This is a genomic window from Devosia sp. A16 (assembly GCF_001402915.1).
Lineage (GTDB): Bacteria > Pseudomonadota > Alphaproteobacteria > Rhizobiales > Devosiaceae > Devosia_A.
On record NZ_CP012945.1, the window covers coordinates 1,227,332 to 1,243,082 of the forward strand.

A 15,751-nucleotide genomic window follows, 5' to 3' on the forward strand; every position below is an offset into this window, starting at 1 on the left:
CCTTCAGCCGGTCAGGAGACGCCCCACCGCATCATGGAGCAAGCGCTGAACCCGGATCTGCAGTTGACCGAAGCGCGCCGTCTCGGCCGCTCCGGCGAGCCGGCTGCCGCGCTGAGGGTTGCACGGCAGGTGGCCGAGCTGACGACCGAAGACGCGACGCGCCTCGCCGCGCTGCTGCGGGTCGCCTGGCACAGCCTGCAACTGGGTGAGGCCAATGCGGGTCTGGCCGCCGCGGTGGCGGCCCGCCGCCTCGCCGAAGAGCTCGGCAATGCGGACCGTCGGGCCGCGGCGCACTCGCTTGCCGCCTGGCTGCTGCTGGAACTCGGGCTGACCGACGAGGCCTATCTCGAGGCCGACACGGCGGTGGCGATGGCAGAAGCGGACGGCGCGCCGCTGACCTTGGCCCACGCCCTCAACAGCAAGGGGATGGCGCTCCTCTACTCCCAGCATGCCGATCTTGCCGAGCAGCATTTCCGCTGGGCCGTGAAGGTTGCCGGAGAGGTGGAAGATGCCTCCGCGCTGTCGTTGTTTCTCAGTAATCTCGCTTACGCGCTCGCCGACCTGGCAGACGGCCGGGAACGAGCCGGCGACCCCGAGGAGGCAAAAAAGCACCGCAACCTGGCGGTGGACCTGGGCATCGAGGCGGTGGACACCGCCCGGAGCTGCGGCGATGGCTGGATGCTGCGGCTCGCGCTCACCAACACGGTGGAGTATCTGGGCTTGCAGGGGCAGCTCGAGATGGCCCGGGCGCTGCTGCTGCAGTGGCCCCAGACACCCGGCACCCCCGGTATCCGCGAGACAGTCCACCATCTCTATACCGACGGCGAGTTGCGGATGCGCGAGGGCGATCTCGAGGGCGCGAGGCGAATGTGCTCGGAAGCCTTCGATCTCGCTGAAGCCAGCGGGCACACCGACCACCAGATGAACTGTCTGAGGCGCCTCGCCGAGATTGCCGAACGGGCCGGCGATCTGGCGACCGCGCTCTACAACTTCAAGCGCTACCACGACAGCTACCGCCGCAACGAAGGCGAGCAGGCGCGACGACGGGCTCAGGCGGCCCAGATCCATTTCGAAAGCCAGCACCACCGCGCCGAAGCCGAACGTCTGGCAGCCGAAGTGCTCCGCGATCCGCTGACCGGCATCGCCAATCGCCGCGCCCTTGAACAGCAGCTGCAGGCCGTGGCGGGCGAACCTCACAGCATCGCCATCGTCGACATCGACCACTTCAAGGCGATCAACGACAACCACTCGCATATGCTCGGCGATGAGGTGCTGCGGCAGGTCTCGCGCCTGCTGGACGGCGTCCCGGCGAGCCTGGCGGCCCGGTTGGGCGGGGAGGAGTTCGCCCTGTTGTTCAGCGGCAATGATCGGAACGATCGTGAAGCCTGCGAGGCCGTGCGGCGCGAAATCGCCGACTACCCCTGGTCGCGGCTTGCGCCAGGCCTGGCTGTCACCGTGAGTATCGGCCTTGCCGCCGCCGAAGCGAACGCACCGGAGCCCGCACTGGCCCGTGCCGACCGCCGCCTCTATGCGGCGAAATCCGCCGGCCGGAACCGTGTGGTGGCCGATGATGCGGTGAGCGAGGCCAGGGCAATCGCCCATAGGGCGCAACGATCGCCACGATATGCCGCCTGACCCGAAGCAAGCTCAGTGACCAAGCAGGCTGATCCAGTCGACACTGCCGTGCAGCACGCGCAGCACGAGTAGTTCGCCGTCGCGGATCGCATAAAGGATATGGTGCGACTCATACCGGTAGAGGCGTACCGGCGGGTTGATCTCGTCGTGCTCTCGACCAAGCATTGGATAGTCCCCGAGGCGGTCGATAGCGCCTTGCAGCCGTCCACTGTACTCCTCACTGAGCTTCAGCCCGTAAGTGAGCACCCCGTAGACGAAAATGTCGGTGATGTCCTGTTCTGCGTCCGGCGTCAGCCTAAGCCGCATCACGAGCCTTCAATGCCGCCATCGCTTTCACCCTGGCTTCGGCAAAAACCTCCTCGATCGATTTGTCACTGATGCCACTGGCCAGCGCATCGTCGACGACTTGCTGCAGCTTGCTGATAGCCTCGCGCCGAGCCTGATCGCGCCGCACCAGGTCGCGCACGTAGTCGCTGGCGTTGGCGTAGCGACCGTCGGCGGTCTGCTCCTCAACCCATTGTTTCATCTTGTCGGGCAGCGAGATGTTCATGGTAGCCATGGCAAGGACTCCTTTGACCCTCACTTAGCAAAAATTGGCAAAGTTTGCCAATTGTCGATGTTGCCGGGACCACGGGAGCGTCCTACTTTGCCGCGATGCGCGGCAGACACCTGATCGGCCTCGGACTGGCACTTGTGATGGCGGCCCTGAGCTGCGCGGTCCGTGCTGTCGAAAGCGATCCGGCGCCGGCCAGTCCGCGTTCCTGCTATGCAGCCGATCCGGCGGCGCCGGCCTGGACCGCCATCTGCATCCGGCAGGAGCAGTTCTTTCGCGATACCTGCGCGGCGATCCAGCTCTACGCCTGGCGCGCGCGGTTGCCGGCAGGATACTTCGCGCGGCTGATCTGGCAGGAAAGCCGCTTCGACCCGTTCGCTCTCAGCACCGCCGGGGCCCAGGGGATCGCGCAGTTCATTCCCTCGACCGCCCGTATTCGCGGGCTGCGCAACGCCTTCGATCCGAGCGAGGCGCTGGCGAAGTCGGCCGAATACCTGCGCTTCCTCACCGACAAGTTCGGCAATCTCGGGTTGGCGGCGGTCGCCTATAATGGCGGAGAAGGTCGCGCTGCCGGATATGCGAGGGCGGGCAGCTACCTGCCGGCCGAAACCCGCTTCTATGTCGAGATCATCACCGGCCGCGATCCCGATGCCTGGCTCGCGGAGGTGCCGCCCGAGGTCGACTATGCCATCGGCAAGAACGAGCCCTTCATCGATGCCTGCGTCAAGATGGCCGAGGCCGAGCAGGTGCCCAGGCTCGACCGGCAACCCAGCGAATGGAAGCCGTGGGGCGTGCTCCTCGCGCAGAACTTCTCGCAGGGTGTCGCCATCCGCCGTTTCGAGCGGGTGCAGGCGAGCCACCCCAGGTTGCTGGGCGGCGAGAAACTGATGCTGCTGATGGCGCGCAACCCCAATTTCGGCCCACGGCTCAGGCACTACGCCATGATCGGTCGCGACAACCGCGCCGACGCAGATGCTTTGTGCGCAAAACTGCAGGCCGCCGGCGGCGCCTGCATCGTCAGGAAAAACTAGTTTCCCGCTGCCGCGCCGGTCTCGTCGATGGCGCTCGATATCGCTTCGATCTTGCGGGCCGCGTCGTTGAGCCGCTTGGCGAAGCGCCGCTCGAGGTCCTCGGCCTCGTGCGTCAATGCCTCGCCGGCCTGCGTCAGGCTCGCGACATCGCGCTGCAACTCGGCGATGCGGCGCTCCGCCTCGGCCAGTTCGTCGAGCACGGCGATGCCCGCCATCACCGTCAGCCGGTTGTCGCCGATCTCGCCGAACGTGCCCTTGAACTGGTCGATATGCTGGTTGAAGCGTTCGGCAAGCCCGAGCAGGTGCTGCTCCTGCCCCTCCTCGCAGGCCATGCGATACTTGCGGCCGTTGATGTCGACATTGACCTCGGGCATCTGAGCTATCCCTTCGCCGATCCGTCCTGGGCCAGCACTTCGCGCACCGACTCCATGGCAACGACGAGGCGCCGGGCCACTTCGGCCGAGCTGTCATCGAGGCGCTTGGCCTTGGCGCTGACCTTGTCGAGCTCCTGCGCCAGCCGCTGCCGCTCGCTCACCAGCTTCTGCGTGTCGGACTCGATCCGGCTATGTGCCCGCACCCGGCCGTTGAGGCTGCGCACGCTCGCCTCCAGCCGCGCGAACGCCTTGTCGAGCCGGGTGGCTGCTGCTTCGTATCCATCCTCGGCGTGCTGCTCGGCCATCCCGACCCCCGTCGCGAAAAAGGGCGATTCCACTTGGCACTATAGCGCAAAGCTGGCGCAATCTGGCAACGGCCCCCTCCGGGAGGCGACATTGACAGGTCAAAGGAACCTGCTAAGCGTCAACCCGCCTCGGCAGGAGGGTTCGAGGCGCCCGGATTTCCGGGCTTCTGTCCCTTAGCCGAGAGCACCCGCAATGACCAACTCCGCCCAAGCAAATGAGATGGCCAACGCCATCCGTTCCCTCTCCATGGACGCGGTGGAGAAAGCCAACTCGGGCCATCCCGGGCTGCCGATGGGCGTGGCGGACATCGCCACGGTGCTGTTCACCAAGGTGATGAAGTTCGATCCCAAGAACCCCTGGTGGCCGGATCGCGATCGCTTCATCCTGTCAGCCGGTCACGGCTCGATGCTGCTCTACTCGGCGCTCTATCTCCTCGGCTACGAGGATATGACCATCGACCAGATCAAGCAGTTCCGTCAGCTCGGCTCCAAGACCGCCGGCCATCCGGAATACCATTTCGCCCCGGGCATCGAGACCACCACCGGCCCGCTGGGCCAGGGCATCGCCAACTCGGTCGGCTTTGCCGTCGCCGAAGCCAAGCTCGCGGCCGAGTTCGGCTCCGACCTCGTCGACCACTACACCTGGGTGATTGCCGGCGACGGCTGCCTGATGGAAGGCGTCAGCCAGGAAGCGATCTCGCTCGCCGGCCACCTCAAGCTCAACAAGCTGGTGGTGATCTGGGACAACAACAACATCACCATCGACGGTCGCGTGTCCAACGCCGACTCGACCGACCAGATCGCCCGCTTCAAGGCCTGCGGCTGGAACACCATCGAGATCGACGGCCTCGACCAGGCTCAGGTCGAAAGGGCCCTGCTCGATGCCAAGAAGTCCAAGGACAAGCCGACCCTGATCGCCGCCAAGACCATCATCGGCTATGGCGCGCCCAAGAAGGCGGACTCCCACTCCGTGCACGGCTCGCCGCTCGGCGCCGAGGAGCTTGCCGGCGCCAAGGCCAGGCTCGGTATCGACTACCCGGCCTTCGAGATCCCCAGCCACACGCTCAATGCCTGGCGTGCCGCCGGCACCCGTTCCGAGAACGCTCGGGGCGATTGGGAAGGTCGCCTCGCCGCCGCCAAGCCGGAACTGCGCGCCGAGTTCGAGCGCCGCATCGCCGGCCGGCTGCCGGCGAACTGGAACGAGACCATCGAAGCCTTCAAGGCCAAGCTGGTTGCCGACAAGCCGAAGGTCGCCACCCGCAAGTCGAGCCAGATGGCGCTCGAGGTGATCAACAAGGTTCTGCCCGAGACCATCGGCGGCTCGGCCGACCTCACCGGTTCCAACCTCACCAACACCCCCGAGACGCAGCCGTTCACCGCCGAGGACCATACCGGTCGCTACATGCGCTACGGCATCCGCGAGCACGAGATGGCCGCGGCGATGAACGGCATCGCGCTGCACAAGGGCCTGATCCCCTATGGCGGCACCTTCCTGGTGTTCACCGATTATGCCCGCCCGGCCATCCGCCTCTCGGCCATCATGAGCCAGAAGGTCATCTACGTGATGACCCACGACTCGATCGGGCTGGGTGAAGACGGCCCGACGCACCAGCCGGTCGAGCACCTTTCGACGCTGCGCGCCATTCCGAACCTCCTGGTGTTCCGCCCGGCCGACGCCGTGGAAACGCTCGAGTGCTGGCAGCTCGCCATCGAAGCCGAACAGCCCTCGATCCTGGCGCTCAGCCGCCAGAACCTGCCCGCGCTGCGCACCGAGACGGTCAAGGGCAACCCGTCGGCCAAGGGCGCCTATGTCATCGCCGGCGACAAGGATGCCGACGCGGTGATCTTCGCCACCGGCTCGGAAGTCAGCATCGCCGTCGCCAGTCTCGAACTGCTGAAGGCCCAGGGCATCACCGCCAAGGTGGTCTCCGTGCCGAGCCAGGAGCTGTTCTACGCCCAATCGCAGGAATATCGCGACAGCGTGATCGGCAAGCCCAAGGCCAGGGTGGCGATCGAAGCCGGCATCGAGATGAGCTGGCTGAAGCTCCTGGGCGACAAGGGCCGCTTCATCGGCATGCATTCGTTCGGCGCCAGCGCCCCGGCCGAGCAGCTCTATGAGCACTTTGGCATTACGGCGAAAGCCATAGTTGAAGCTGTCATGGCGCAGTTGTAAGACACCGCGCTCTCCTCCCTTCTGAATTCCTCAAGGAGCCATCATGGCTGTACGCGTCGCAATCAATGGCTTTGGCCGCATCGGCCGCAACATCCTGCGCGCCATCGTCGAAAGCGGTCGCAACGACATCCAGGTCGTCGCCGTCAACGATCTGGGTCCGGTCGAAACCAACGCCCACCTCCTGCGCTATGACAGCGTGCACGGCCGTTTCCCCTTTGACGTCAAGGTCGAAGGCGATGTGATCACCGCCGGCAACCAGACCTTCAAGGTCACCGCGGTCAAGGATCCGGCGCAGCTGCCGCACAAGGAGCTGGGCGTCGAGATCGTGCTCGAGTGCACCGGCATCTTCACCTCCAAGGAAAAGGCCTCGGCGCACCTCGCCGCCGGCGCCAAAAAGGTGATCGTTTCGGCCCCCGCCGAGGGCGCCGACCTGACCGTCGTCTACGGCATCAACCACACCTTGCTCGGCAAGGAGCACGTGGTGATCTCGAACGGCTCGTGCACCACCAACTGCCTCGCTCCGATGGCCAAGGTGATGAACGACCTGGTCGGCATCGAAAAGGGAATGATGACCACCATCCATTCCTATACCGGTGACCAGCCCACCCTCGACACCATGCACAAGGATCTCTATCGCGCTCGCGCCGCGGCGCTCAGCCAGATCCCGACCTCGACCGGCGCCGCCAAGGCGATCGGCCTGGTGCTGCCTGAACTCAAGGGCAAGCTCGACGGCATCTCGATCCGCGTGCCGACCCCGAACGTCTCGCTGGTCGACCTCAACTTCGTCGCCGGCCGCGACACCACGCCCCAGGAAATCAACGACGCGCTGATCGCCGCCGCCGACGGCCCGCTCAAGGGGGTGATGACCTACACCACCCACCCGCTGGTCTCGAGCGACCTGAACCACGACCCGCACTCGGCCACCATTCTGCTCGACCAGACCAAGGTGACCCAGGGCAATTTCGTGACCATCATGGGCTGGTACGACAACGAGTGGGGCTTCTCCAACCGCATGGCCGACATGACGGCGGTGTTCGCCAAGACGCTTTGACGAACAAGACGCTTTGACGATGCCTCTCGAGCTCGACCTCCGCTGGCAACCGGTCGGTGAGGTCGGGCTCGAACACTGCCGTATCTGGGAGAACTCGGACGGCATCAATGTCCGCAGCGTCTTGATCGGCGAATTCGAAGGCTTCGAGTACGGCGCTCAGTACGACATCGAGCTCGCCTCCGACTGGACCTTCCGCTCCCTCACGCTTCGCCTGCAGGATGGTCGCGTGCTGCGGCTCAATTCGGACGGGCTCGGCGACTGGAAGGTGAACGGCCGGCGGGCCCCCGAGCTCGAAGGCTGCATCGACATCGACATCTCGGGCACCCCCTTCACCAACACCCTGCCGATCCGGCGTGCGCACTTCACCGACGGGGTGCCGCGGCAGTTTGCCATGGCCTGGGTGCCGCTCGACAGTCTGGAGCCGTTCCGCGACGGCCAGATCTACACCCAGCTCGATCCTACGCACTACCGCTACCAGGCCGCAGACGGCAGCTTCGAGCAGGTGCTGACGGTCGACCGGGAAGGGTTCGTGGTGGACTACCCCACCCTCTTCCGGCGGGTCTGACCATCGTCATCGATCGTTAACCGCGTCGTCGCCAAAGCGTTACCTCGCCGCGCTATCCTCCATGGCCAGTTGATCCCAAATCCGGAGATCGGCCGGTGCGTGATATCGAACGGCTCCTCGTCGCCGCCAATGTCGTCGGCAGCCTCGCCTTCGGGGTGCGGCATGACGCAACCTGGCTGCTGATCCCGCTGGCGGCCTTCGGGCTCTATGTGGTGCTGGCCGACCGGGCGCTGCGCCGCCGCATCGGACCGCGGCATTGGCCCAGCGAGGGCTTTGCCCGCTTCACCTTCAACACCAACCTCTACTTCGCGGTGCGCCACATCGGGCTGGGGGCGCTGCTGTTCGCAGTCGCCGGAACGATGGCCGGGCTCGCCGGCCTCTAAGCACCGCTGTTGCCGTGCCCGCAATCCTTGCTATAGCAGCGGCACCCCTCCCTAGCAGCGGATGCGTCCCATGCCGGCTTTCAAGACCCTCGATGATTTCGACTTTTCGGGTAAGCGCGTACTGGTGCGTGCCGACCTCAACGTGCCGGTCGCCGACGGCAAGGTGACGGACGCCACCCGCATCGAGCGGCTGGTCCCGACCATCCGGGAGATCATCAAGGTCGACGGCAAGGCCATCATCCTCAGCCATTTCGGCCGCCCCAAGGGCAAGGTCGATCCGGAGTTCTCGCTTGAACAGGTGGTGCCGGCCGTCGCCAACGAGACCGGCCATCCGGTCGGCTTCATCGCCACCGACTGGACCGACGTGGAAAAGGCCCGGCAGGCGATCGACGAGGCGCCGGCCGGCTCGATCCTGGTGCTCGAGAACACCCGCTTCCACCCCGGCGAGGAAGACAACGACCCCGCGCTGGCCGCCCGCATGGCCGAGCTCGGCGATATCTTCGTCAACGACGCCTTTTCCGCCGCCCACCGCGCCCACGCCTCCACCGAGGCGATCGCCCACCTGCTGCCTTCGGCCGCCGGCCGCGCCATGGAAGCCGAGCTCAAGGCGCTCGAGCAGGGCCTCGGCGCGCCGGAACGCCCGGTGATCGCCATTGTCGGCGGCGCCAAGGTGTCGACCAAGCTCGACCTGCTGGGCAACCTGATCAACAAGGTGGATGGCCTCGTCATCGGGGGCGCCATGGCCAACACGTTCCTCAATGCCGGCGGGCTCGGCGTCGGCAAGTCGCTGGCCGAGAAGGATCTGGCGGAGACCGCCAACGACATCCGCGACAAGGCGGAAGCCGCGCATTGCGCCATCATCCTGCCCATCGACGCCACCGTCGCCTGGCATTTTGAAGCCAACGCGCCGCACCGCTTCTACGGCGTCGATGCGATCGATCCCGAGGGCATGATCCTCGATATCGGCCCCGGCTCGGTCGAGCGGATCAAGGGCGCCATCGACGAAGCCAAGACCGTGGTCTGGAACGGCCCGCTCGGCGCCTTCGAGATGCAGCCCTTCGATCAGGGCACCGTCGAGATCGCCCAGTATGTCGCGGCGCGCACCAAGGCGGGCAAGGTGGTCTCGGTGGCCGGGGGCGGCGACACCGTTTCCGCCCTCGCCCACGCCGGCGTGAAGGATCAGTTCACCTATGTGTCGACCGCCGGCGGCGCCTTCCTCGAATGGATGGAAGGCAAACCCCTGCCCGGCGTCGAAGCGCTGAAGCGCTAGATTTCGGCGTAGACGTCGAGCACGTTGCCATCCGGATCGCGGAAGAACAGCGTCCGGTGGGCCCAGAGTTGATCCGCTCGATCAACACGCCGGCCGATGCCGCCACCGCCGCCGTGCTTCGCCGTTCGTCTGATAACTGAACGTCCAATCGAACTGACGGGGCCGGTCTGGCATTGTGTCTCCATTGCGAAAATGGAGACCCTCCCCGCCATGGCCTCGCTAAATGCAATCGCCAAAAAGCTCGTCGCCAGCGGCAAGGGCATTCTCGCCGCCGATGAATCCGAAGGCACCATCGCCAAGCGCTTCGCGCTGATCGGACTGCCGGTGACGCTGGAAACCCGCCGCGACTATCGCGAGATGCTGTTCCGCTCGACCGAAGCGATGACCGACTACATCTCCGGCGTCATCCTCACCGAGGAAACGCTGGAACAGAAGGCCAAGGACGGCACACCGTTCCGCGACCTGTTCGCCGCCACCGACGTGATCCCCGGCATCAAGGTGGATCGCGGCGCGCTGCCCATGCCTGGCAGCAAGGACGAAAAAATCACCGAGGGTCTCGACGGGCTCCGCCAGCGGCTCGCCCATTATGCCAAGCTCGGCGCCGGCTTCGCCAAGTGGCGCGGCGTCATCGCCATCACCTCCTACGCCCCCTCGCGCAACGGCATTCGCGCCAATGCCCATGCCCTGGCCCGCTATGCCATGTACTGCCAGGAAGCCGGCATCGTACCGGTGGTGGAGCCGGAAGTGCTGGCCGATGGCGAGCCGGGCGATCACTCCATCCAGCGCTGCGAGGATGTGACCGGCGAAACGCTCGAGGCGGTGTTCAAGGAACTGCGCCTTGCCGGCGTCGACCTGAGCGGCATGCTGCTCAAGCCCAACATGGTGACCCCGGGCCTGCGCTCACGCGAGCGCGCCAGCGTCGAGGAAGTGGCGCAGCGCACCGTCGAGACGCTTCGCCGCTTCGTGCCGGCGGCGGTGCCGGGCATCGCCTTCCTGTCGGGCGGCCAGTCCGATGAAGAGGCGACGGCGCATCTCTCCGCCATGAACCAGATCGAGGGCCTCCCCTGGGCGCTCACCTTCTCCTATGGTCGGGCGCTGCAGACCTCGGCGCTGGTGACCTGGAACGGCGAAGCGCAGAACGTCAAGGCGGCGCAGCAGGCCTTCACCCACCGCGCGCGGATGAACGCGCTCGCCTCCCTCGGCCAGTACAAGCCGGAACTCGATCTGGCGGCCTGACCTCTCCCGAGCAACGACCTTCCCGACGACTGGGGCGCGCCTATGCGCCCCTTCCTTTTGCAGGGGGGAACGGCGCCCTTGGCGACGCCTTTCTTTTCGGCTCGGTAACCCCTTGCCCCGCTCAAGCCAGAATCCGGCTCCACATCGGCGACGGGGCCGCTATAACACCGCCATGTCAGCCGAAATCTTCCTCATCGCACCGACCGATACGCCAGCCGACCAGCTGGTTTCCGCACTGACCGCGACGCTGGAGCGCGACGACGTGGCGGCCCTGCTGCTGCCGCGCGGCAAGCTGAGCGAGAATGCCTACAAGGATCTCGCCAAGCGCGTCGTGCCGGTGGCCCAGGCCAGGGGCGCCGCCGTGCTGGTCGAAGGAGAGCCGGGGCTGGTCCGCCTGCTCGGCGCCGATGGCCTCCATGTCCCCGGCGGCATCAAGGCGGTGGAGGAAGCCGTGGCGGCGCTGAAGCCGAAAATGATCGTCGGGGCCGGCGACATCCATTCGCGCGACGATGCCATGCTGAAAGGCGAGGCCGGGGTCGACTACATCCTATTTGGGCCGCTTTCCGGTTCCATATCCGCCTCCGAGCGCGAAATGGCGCAGTGGTGGGCCGAGACCATGGAGATCCCGAGCGTGCTGTCAGATCCGGAAGCCGGCCCCGCCAGCTATGATGCCGGCGATTGCGAGTTCATCGGCCTGCCGTTGACGGTTTCGGAGCCGACGAAATGATCCGCCACGTCGGGCTGGCGCTGCTGCTCATGGGCCTGTCGCTGCCGGTGCTGGCACAGGCCAATCGCACAGATTTCGAGGACCTGCGGCCCAAGGACATGCAGTTCCCCGACAACCTGGGCATGGAAGAGCTGCCGATCGGGCCGGTGCCCGAGGAGTTCCTGAACCAGCCCGCGCCCGATGCGCTCACCATCAGCGACTCGGTGTTCGGCGAGAAGATCGATCCCGCCTACGGCGCCTACCAGCGCGGCTTCTTCCTCACCGCCCTGGACCTCGCCCTGCCGCGCGCCGAAAAGGGCGATCCGCATGCGCAGACGCTGATCGCCGAGATCTATGCCAAGGGGCTCGGCGTTCCGGAAGATTTCGCGGCGGCCGCCAGTTGGTACGGCATGGCCAGCAAGCATGGCGATGCCCTCGCCACCTTCGAGCTGGCCATGCTCTACCAGGACGGCCGCGGCGTCGCCAAAGACCGCAAGCACGCTGCCGAGCTGTTCCAGATCGCCGCCGATGCCGGCAACATGGCGGCCAAGTACAATCTGGGCCTGCTGCACGTCGAAGGCCTCTATGCCGAGCCGAGCCTGACCAAGGCGGCGCAGCTGATCGGCGAGGCCGCCAATTCGGGGATCACCGAGGCGCGTTACGACTTTGCCGGCATGCTGACCGAGGGCGCCGGCATCGCGCCAGACCCCAAGGCAGCAGCCGAGCAGCTGCGCCTCGCGGCCGAAGATGGTCTTGCGGCGGCGCAGGTCGACTACGCCACCGTGCTCTATCTGGGCAAGGGCGTGCCGGTCGATCGGGCTGCGGCGGCCAGCTGGTACGCCCGGGCCGCCGATGGCGGCAATCCGGTGGCGCAGAACCGCTATGCGAAGCTCCTCGCGGCCGGCGAAGGGGTGACCGCAAATCTCGAGGATGCCGCGATGTACCGCGCACTGGCGCGCCGGCAGGGCCTCAAGGATGCGCAGCTCGACAGGCTGCTCGCCGCCATCAAGCCCGAGCAGCTGACCCGGGCCGAAGAGCGGGCCCGCTTCTGGCCGTCGCCGCCGCCCACCAAGGTTGCGGCGAACACCGCCCCCGCCCCTGCGGCGGCGACACCGGCCGAGACGCCCTTGAACTGAACGGCGTTCTCGGGCACATAGCGGCCCTTCCCTCGTTTCCGGTTTCTCGCGCGGAGTTTTCCCCATGCGCTCGGCGCTTCTCAACGTCATGGTCCAGGCCGCTACCAAAGCCGGCCGCTCGCTCGCCAAGGATTTCGGCGAGGTCGAGAACCTGCAGGTCTCGGTCAAGGGCCCGGCCGATTTCGTTTCCAACGCCGACAAGCGCGCCGAGGAGATCGTCTTCAACGAGCTGCAGAAGGCCCGCCCCACCTATTCCTTCCTCGGCGAGGAAGGCACCGAGGTGAAGGGCACCGACGGCCAGCACCGCTGGATCGTCGATCCGCTCGACGGCACCACCAATTTCCTCCACGGCATCCCGATGTTCGCCTGCGCCATCGCGCTCGAGCGCAACAACGAGATCGTCGCTTCGGTGATCTACAACCCCGCGATGGAAGAGCTGTTCACTGCCGAGAAGGGCGGCGGCGCCTGGCTGAACGACCGCAAGCGCCTGCGCGTCGCCAACCGCAAGCATCTCGCCGATGCCGTCGTCGTCACCGGCATCAATTCGCGCGGGCGTGCCCTCGACCTGCTGCAGCTCAAGCAGTTGACCCAGGTCGTTCCGGCCGTATCGGGGATCCGCCGCACCGGCTCGGCGTCCACCGATCTCGCCTGGCTCGCCGCCGGCCGCTTCGATGGCTACTGGGAAGCCGGTCTCGCCCCCTGGGACGTGGCGCCTGGTCTGCTGATGGTGCGCGAAGCCGGCGGCGCGGTCACCGACTATGCCGGCACCGCCGGCTCGACCTGGAACGGTCAGGTGATCGCCGGCAATGAAACCATCCAGGCGCAGCTGCTGAAGATCGTCAAGGCCGTCAACTAGCGGGCCGCACCACCGCGGCGCCATGCCCCGGTCACCCTCAGGTCGCATTGCCGGGATTTCATGGGGTTAACCGGCTTTGCCGGTGGCCGACCGTTGCGTGGCTTCGCCGAAGCGCACTATTGTCGGGCCGGATTTCATTCGAGCATGGGGGCCGCGACATGTCGCAGACTTACGACCCGTATCGCCTGGCGAGCCCCGCGGTCTATCTGGTCAAGATCGTCATCTTCCTGGTGCTGGTGGCGCTGGTCGCCGCCATCCTCGCCAACCAGCTGCTCATCTTCTTCTGGGCCAACCCCTTCATCAACTCGCTGATTCTGCTGACCTTGTTCATCGGCATCATCCTGAGTTTCCGCCAAGTGATCCGGCTGTTTCCCGAGATCAACTGGGTCAACGCCCTGCAGGAAGGCCGCATGCCGGCAACCCAGCCGCGGCTCCTGGCCCCGGTGGCAAACCTGTTGCGCGACCGGCTCGGCGAGGCGGTGATCACGCCGTCCTCGATGCGCTCGATCCTCGATTCCGTCGGCAATCGCCTCGATGAAGCCAAGGACACCTCGCGCTACCTGACCGGCCTCCTGGTGTTTCTCGGCCTCCTCGGCACCTTCTACGGCCTCCTCGAAACCGTCACCCATGTCGCCTCGACCATCCAGGCGCTGGATGCGACCGCCGGCGACACGGCGACATTGTTCTCGAACCTCAAGGAAGGCCTCGCGGCCCCGCTCGGCGGCATGGGCACCGCCTTCTCGGCGTCGTTGCTCGGCCTCTCCGGCTCGCTGATCCTCGGCTTCCTCGACCTGCAGGCCAGCCAGGCCCAGAACGCCTTCTACACCGACCTCGAGGACTGGATGACCTCGATGACCGAACTCGACCACCCGATTACCCAGATGCAGGCCACCGGCCTCGGGGTCTCGGGCGACGAGATGTCGGCGATGCTGGCGCAGTTCGGCTCCACCCTGCAGAATTCCGGTTCGTCGCAGAATGCCATTCGCGCCATGGCGGAACTGGCGCGCGGCATCGATGGGCTGGTCAAGCACATCAAGGCCGAACAGGAGGACCTGCGCGGCCACATCATCCAGCAGGGCGAAACCAACAAGAAGCTCCGCGAACTGATGGAAGCCATGCTGCGCGAGGGCGACTCCGACCGGCGCCCGAACTAGCCGGGAGACCCTGCCATGGCCATGTCGACCCGATCGCGCCGCTCCCAGGTCACCAACTACTGGCCGGGCTTCGTCGACGCCCTGTCGAGCCTGCTGCTGGTCATCATCTTCCTGCTCTCGCTGTTCATGCTGAGCCAGTTCTTCCTCGGCCAGGAGATCAGCGGCAAGGACACGGCGATGAGCCGGCTCAACGCCCAGATCGCCGAACTGACCGAGCTGCTGCAGCTCGAGAAGGTGAATTCCAGCGATCTCGAATCCACCATCGCGACGCTGACCGCGACGCTGTCCTCGACCACCACCGAGCGCGACCAGATGGCGGCGCAGCTGGCCGGCGCCGGGGCCGGCAGCGACGGCAAGGACGCGACCATCGCCCAGCTCGAATCCGATCTCGCCGCGCAACAGGACATGTCACGCGAGGCGACCGCCCAGGTGGCGCTGCTCAACCAGCAGCTCGCGGCGCTCCGCACCCAATTGGCCGCACTCGAGCAGGCGCTGCAGGCGTCCGAGGCCACCGAAACGGCCAACCGCACGCAGATCGCCGATCTCGGCCGCCGGCTGAACCTGGCGCTGGCACAGCGGGTGCAGGATCTGAGCCGCTACCGCTCGGATTTCTTCGGCAAGCTGCGCCAGGTGCTGGAGGGCCGCGCCGATGTCCGCGTCGTCGGCGACCGCTTCGTGTTCCAGTCCGAAGTGCTGTTCGATGCCGGCGAGGCCGCTATTTCGACCGAGGGCCAGACCGAACTCGCCAAGCTTGCCAGCGCTATCAGGGAGCTGCAGACGCAGATCCCGGCCGACGTGAACTGGGTGCTGCGCATTGACGGCCATACCGATAAGCGCCCGATCAACACGCCGGAGTTCCCCTCCAACTGGGAGCTGTCGGCGGCGCGCGCCATCGCAGTGGCCAAGTACCTGATCACCCAGGGCGTGCCGGCCAACCGGCTGGTGCCGGCCGGCTTCGGCGAGTTCTCCCCGATCGATCCAGGCGACAGCGACGAAGCCTATCGCCGCAACCGTCGCATCGAGTTCAAGTTGACCGAGTAAGGGCCTGATCTCTCTTCATCTCTCCCCTTACCCACCGCCGGTGGAGTGAGTGCCTTCTCCCCTTGTGGTCAGCGGACGAGGGCGAACGCCCTCGCCGCGAGGTGCCCGCAAGCAGCAGACGGCCGAAGGCCGTCTCTGCGGGGCGGATGAGGGGTTCTCTCCGCGTACTCCAGACGCTCGTCGCTTACGCTCCGAGCGCGCTACACTTCGTTGCGCGGACCCCTCATCCGGCGCTGCGCGCCACCTTCTCCCACAAGGGGAGAAGGCTAGCGGTGCCCATCA

General features: G+C 66.3%; 17 protein-coding genes. 13 read left to right on the plus strand and 4 right to left on the minus strand.

What is annotated here, in order from left to right:
* Nucleotides 1-33: 33 nt before the first annotated feature.
* Nucleotides 34-1,635 carry a GGDEF domain-containing protein gene (locus tag APS40_RS05940; RefSeq protein ID WP_055046179.1) on the plus strand — a complete coding sequence of 534 codons (1,602 nt, stop codon included), beginning with the start codon at nt 34-36 and terminating at the stop codon, nt 1,633-1,635.
* 12 nt (nt 1,636-1,647) lie between these two features.
* Here the strand turns inward: APS40_RS05940 and APS40_RS05945 are convergent, their stop codons facing one another.
* Both APS40_RS05945 and APS40_RS05950 read right to left on the minus strand, forming a co-directional pair.
* Nucleotides 1,648-1,941 (minus strand): type II toxin-antitoxin system RelE/ParE family toxin, encoded by a 294-nt coding sequence (locus APS40_RS05945; protein WP_055046180.1) that lies wholly within the window; start codon nt 1,939-1,941, stop codon nt 1,648-1,650.
* Nucleotides 1,931-2,194 carry a type II toxin-antitoxin system ParD family antitoxin gene (locus APS40_RS05950; RefSeq protein ID WP_055046181.1) on the minus strand — a complete coding sequence of 88 codons (264 nt, stop codon included), beginning with the start codon at nt 2,192-2,194 and terminating at the stop codon, nt 1,931-1,933. The genes APS40_RS05945 and APS40_RS05950 overlap by 11 nt, the downstream gene beginning before the upstream one ends.
* 137 nt (nt 2,195-2,331) lie before the next feature.
* Here APS40_RS05950 and APS40_RS05955 point away from each other — a divergent pair, with 137 nt between their 5' ends.
* The gene (locus APS40_RS05955; RefSeq protein WP_197279446.1) at nt 2,332-3,219 is read left to right on the plus strand and encodes a lytic transglycosylase domain-containing protein; all 888 of its coding nucleotides are present in this window, start codon (nt 2,332-2,334) and stop codon (nt 3,217-3,219) included.
* Here APS40_RS05955 and APS40_RS05960 read toward each other — a convergent pair.
* The gene (locus APS40_RS05960; RefSeq protein ID WP_055046183.1) at nt 3,216-3,593 is read right to left on the minus strand and encodes a cell division protein ZapA; all 378 of its coding nucleotides are present in this window, start codon (nt 3,591-3,593) and stop codon (nt 3,216-3,218) included. The two genes, APS40_RS05955 and APS40_RS05960, sit on opposite strands and share 4 nt — an antisense overlap.
* A gap of 5 nt (nt 3,594-3,598) precedes the next feature.
* Nucleotides 3,599-3,898 (minus strand): DUF4164 family protein, encoded by a 300-nt coding sequence (locus APS40_RS05965; protein ID WP_055046184.1) that lies wholly within the window; start codon nt 3,896-3,898, stop codon nt 3,599-3,601.
* A gap of 193 nt (nt 3,899-4,091) precedes the next feature.
* Between APS40_RS05965 and tkt the strand changes: the two genes are divergently transcribed.
* From tkt to APS40_RS06025, 11 genes are all read left to right on the plus strand, one after another.
* On the plus strand, nt 4,092-6,071 hold the full coding sequence (gene tkt, locus APS40_RS05970) for a transketolase (protein ID WP_055046185.1): 1,980 nt from the start codon (nt 4,092-4,094) through the stop codon (nt 6,069-6,071).
* A gap of 43 nt (nt 6,072-6,114) precedes the next feature.
* Complete coding sequence (gene gap, locus APS40_RS05975; protein ID WP_055046186.1) at nt 6,115-7,122, plus strand: type I glyceraldehyde-3-phosphate dehydrogenase; 1,008 nt, start codon at nt 6,115-6,117, stop codon at nt 7,120-7,122.
* 19 nt (nt 7,123-7,141) lie between these two features.
* Nucleotides 7,142-7,687 carry a putative glycolipid-binding domain-containing protein gene (locus tag APS40_RS05980; RefSeq protein WP_055049566.1) on the plus strand — a complete coding sequence of 182 codons (546 nt, stop codon included), beginning with the start codon at nt 7,142-7,144 and terminating at the stop codon, nt 7,685-7,687.
* A gap of 95 nt (nt 7,688-7,782) precedes the next feature.
* Nucleotides 7,783-8,070 carry a hypothetical protein gene (locus tag APS40_RS05985; RefSeq protein WP_055046187.1) on the plus strand — a complete coding sequence of 96 codons (288 nt, stop codon included), beginning with the start codon at nt 7,783-7,785 and terminating at the stop codon, nt 8,068-8,070.
* A gap of 70 nt (nt 8,071-8,140) precedes the next feature.
* A complete protein-coding gene (locus tag APS40_RS05990) occupies nt 8,141-9,340 on the plus strand; it encodes a phosphoglycerate kinase (protein WP_055046188.1) in 1,200 nt (399 codons plus the stop codon).
* 210 nt (nt 9,341-9,550) lie between these two features.
* Nucleotides 9,551-10,576 carry a class I fructose-bisphosphate aldolase gene (locus APS40_RS06000; RefSeq protein ID WP_055046190.1) on the plus strand — a complete coding sequence of 342 codons (1,026 nt, stop codon included), beginning with the start codon at nt 9,551-9,553 and terminating at the stop codon, nt 10,574-10,576.
* Nucleotides 10,577-10,748: 172 nt separating this feature from the next.
* Complete coding sequence (locus APS40_RS06005; protein ID WP_055046191.1) at nt 10,749-11,303, plus strand: thiamine phosphate synthase; 555 nt, start codon at nt 10,749-10,751, stop codon at nt 11,301-11,303.
* Nucleotides 11,300-12,418 (plus strand): tetratricopeptide repeat protein, encoded by a 1,119-nt coding sequence (locus tag APS40_RS06010; protein ID WP_055046192.1) that lies wholly within the window; start codon nt 11,300-11,302, stop codon nt 12,416-12,418. The genes APS40_RS06005 and APS40_RS06010 overlap by 4 nt, the downstream gene beginning before the upstream one ends.
* A gap of 64 nt (nt 12,419-12,482) precedes the next feature.
* Nucleotides 12,483-13,274 carry an inositol monophosphatase family protein gene (locus APS40_RS06015; protein ID WP_055046193.1) on the plus strand — a complete coding sequence of 264 codons (792 nt, stop codon included), beginning with the start codon at nt 12,483-12,485 and terminating at the stop codon, nt 13,272-13,274.
* Nucleotides 13,275-13,432: 158 nt separating this feature from the next.
* Nucleotides 13,433-14,428 carry a hypothetical protein gene (locus tag APS40_RS06020; RefSeq protein ID WP_055046194.1) on the plus strand — a complete coding sequence of 332 codons (996 nt, stop codon included), beginning with the start codon at nt 13,433-13,435 and terminating at the stop codon, nt 14,426-14,428.
* Nucleotides 14,429-14,443: 15 nt separating this feature from the next.
* Entirely contained in the window at nt 14,444-15,469 is a 1,026-nt protein-coding gene (locus tag APS40_RS06025; protein WP_055046195.1) for a peptidoglycan -binding protein, read from the plus strand.
* Nucleotides 15,470-15,751 lie beyond the last annotated feature (282 nt).

Bases quoted from the DNA above. Each gene is read 5' to 3' on its own strand.
- APS40_RS06025 (WP_055046195.1), top strand. From the start codon at position 14,444: ATGGCCATGTCGACCCGATCGCGCCGCTCCCAGGTCACCAACTACTGG.
- APS40_RS05990 (WP_055046188.1), top strand. From the start codon at position 8,141: ATGCCGGCTTTCAAGACCCTCGATGATTTCGACTTTTCGGGTAAGCGC.
- APS40_RS06020 (WP_055046194.1), top strand. From the start codon at position 13,433: ATGTCGCAGACTTACGACCCGTATCGCCTGGCGAGCCCCGCGGTCTAT.
- APS40_RS05980 (WP_055049566.1), top strand. From the start codon at position 7,142: ATGCCTCTCGAGCTCGACCTCCGCTGGCAACCGGTCGGTGAGGTCGGG.
- APS40_RS06005 (WP_055046191.1), top strand. From the start codon at position 10,749: ATGTCAGCCGAAATCTTCCTCATCGCACCGACCGATACGCCAGCCGAC.
- APS40_RS06015 (WP_055046193.1), top strand. From the start codon at position 12,483: ATGCGCTCGGCGCTTCTCAACGTCATGGTCCAGGCCGCTACCAAAGCC.
- gap (WP_055046186.1), top strand. From the start codon at position 6,115: ATGGCTGTACGCGTCGCAATCAATGGCTTTGGCCGCATCGGCCGCAAC.
- APS40_RS05950 (WP_055046181.1), bottom strand. From the start codon at position 2,194: ATGGCTACCATGAACATCTCGCTGCCCGACAAGATGAAACAATGGGTT.
- APS40_RS06010 (WP_055046192.1), top strand. From the start codon at position 11,300: ATGATCCGCCACGTCGGGCTGGCGCTGCTGCTCATGGGCCTGTCGCTG.
- APS40_RS05965 (WP_055046184.1), bottom strand. From the start codon at position 3,898: ATGGCCGAGCAGCACGCCGAGGATGGATACGAAGCAGCAGCCACCCGG.
- APS40_RS05960 (WP_055046183.1), bottom strand. From the start codon at position 3,593: ATGCCCGAGGTCAATGTCGACATCAACGGCCGCAAGTATCGCATGGCC.
- APS40_RS06000 (WP_055046190.1), top strand. From the start codon at position 9,551: ATGGCCTCGCTAAATGCAATCGCCAAAAAGCTCGTCGCCAGCGGCAAG.
- tkt (WP_055046185.1), top strand. From the start codon at position 4,092: ATGACCAACTCCGCCCAAGCAAATGAGATGGCCAACGCCATCCGTTCC.
- APS40_RS05940 (WP_055046179.1), top strand. From the start codon at position 34: ATGGAGCAAGCGCTGAACCCGGATCTGCAGTTGACCGAAGCGCGCCGT.
- APS40_RS05945 (WP_055046180.1), bottom strand. From the start codon at position 1,941: ATGCGGCTTAGGCTGACGCCGGACGCAGAACAGGACATCACCGACATT.
- APS40_RS05955 (WP_197279446.1), top strand. From the start codon at position 2,332: ATGGCGGCCCTGAGCTGCGCGGTCCGTGCTGTCGAAAGCGATCCGGCG.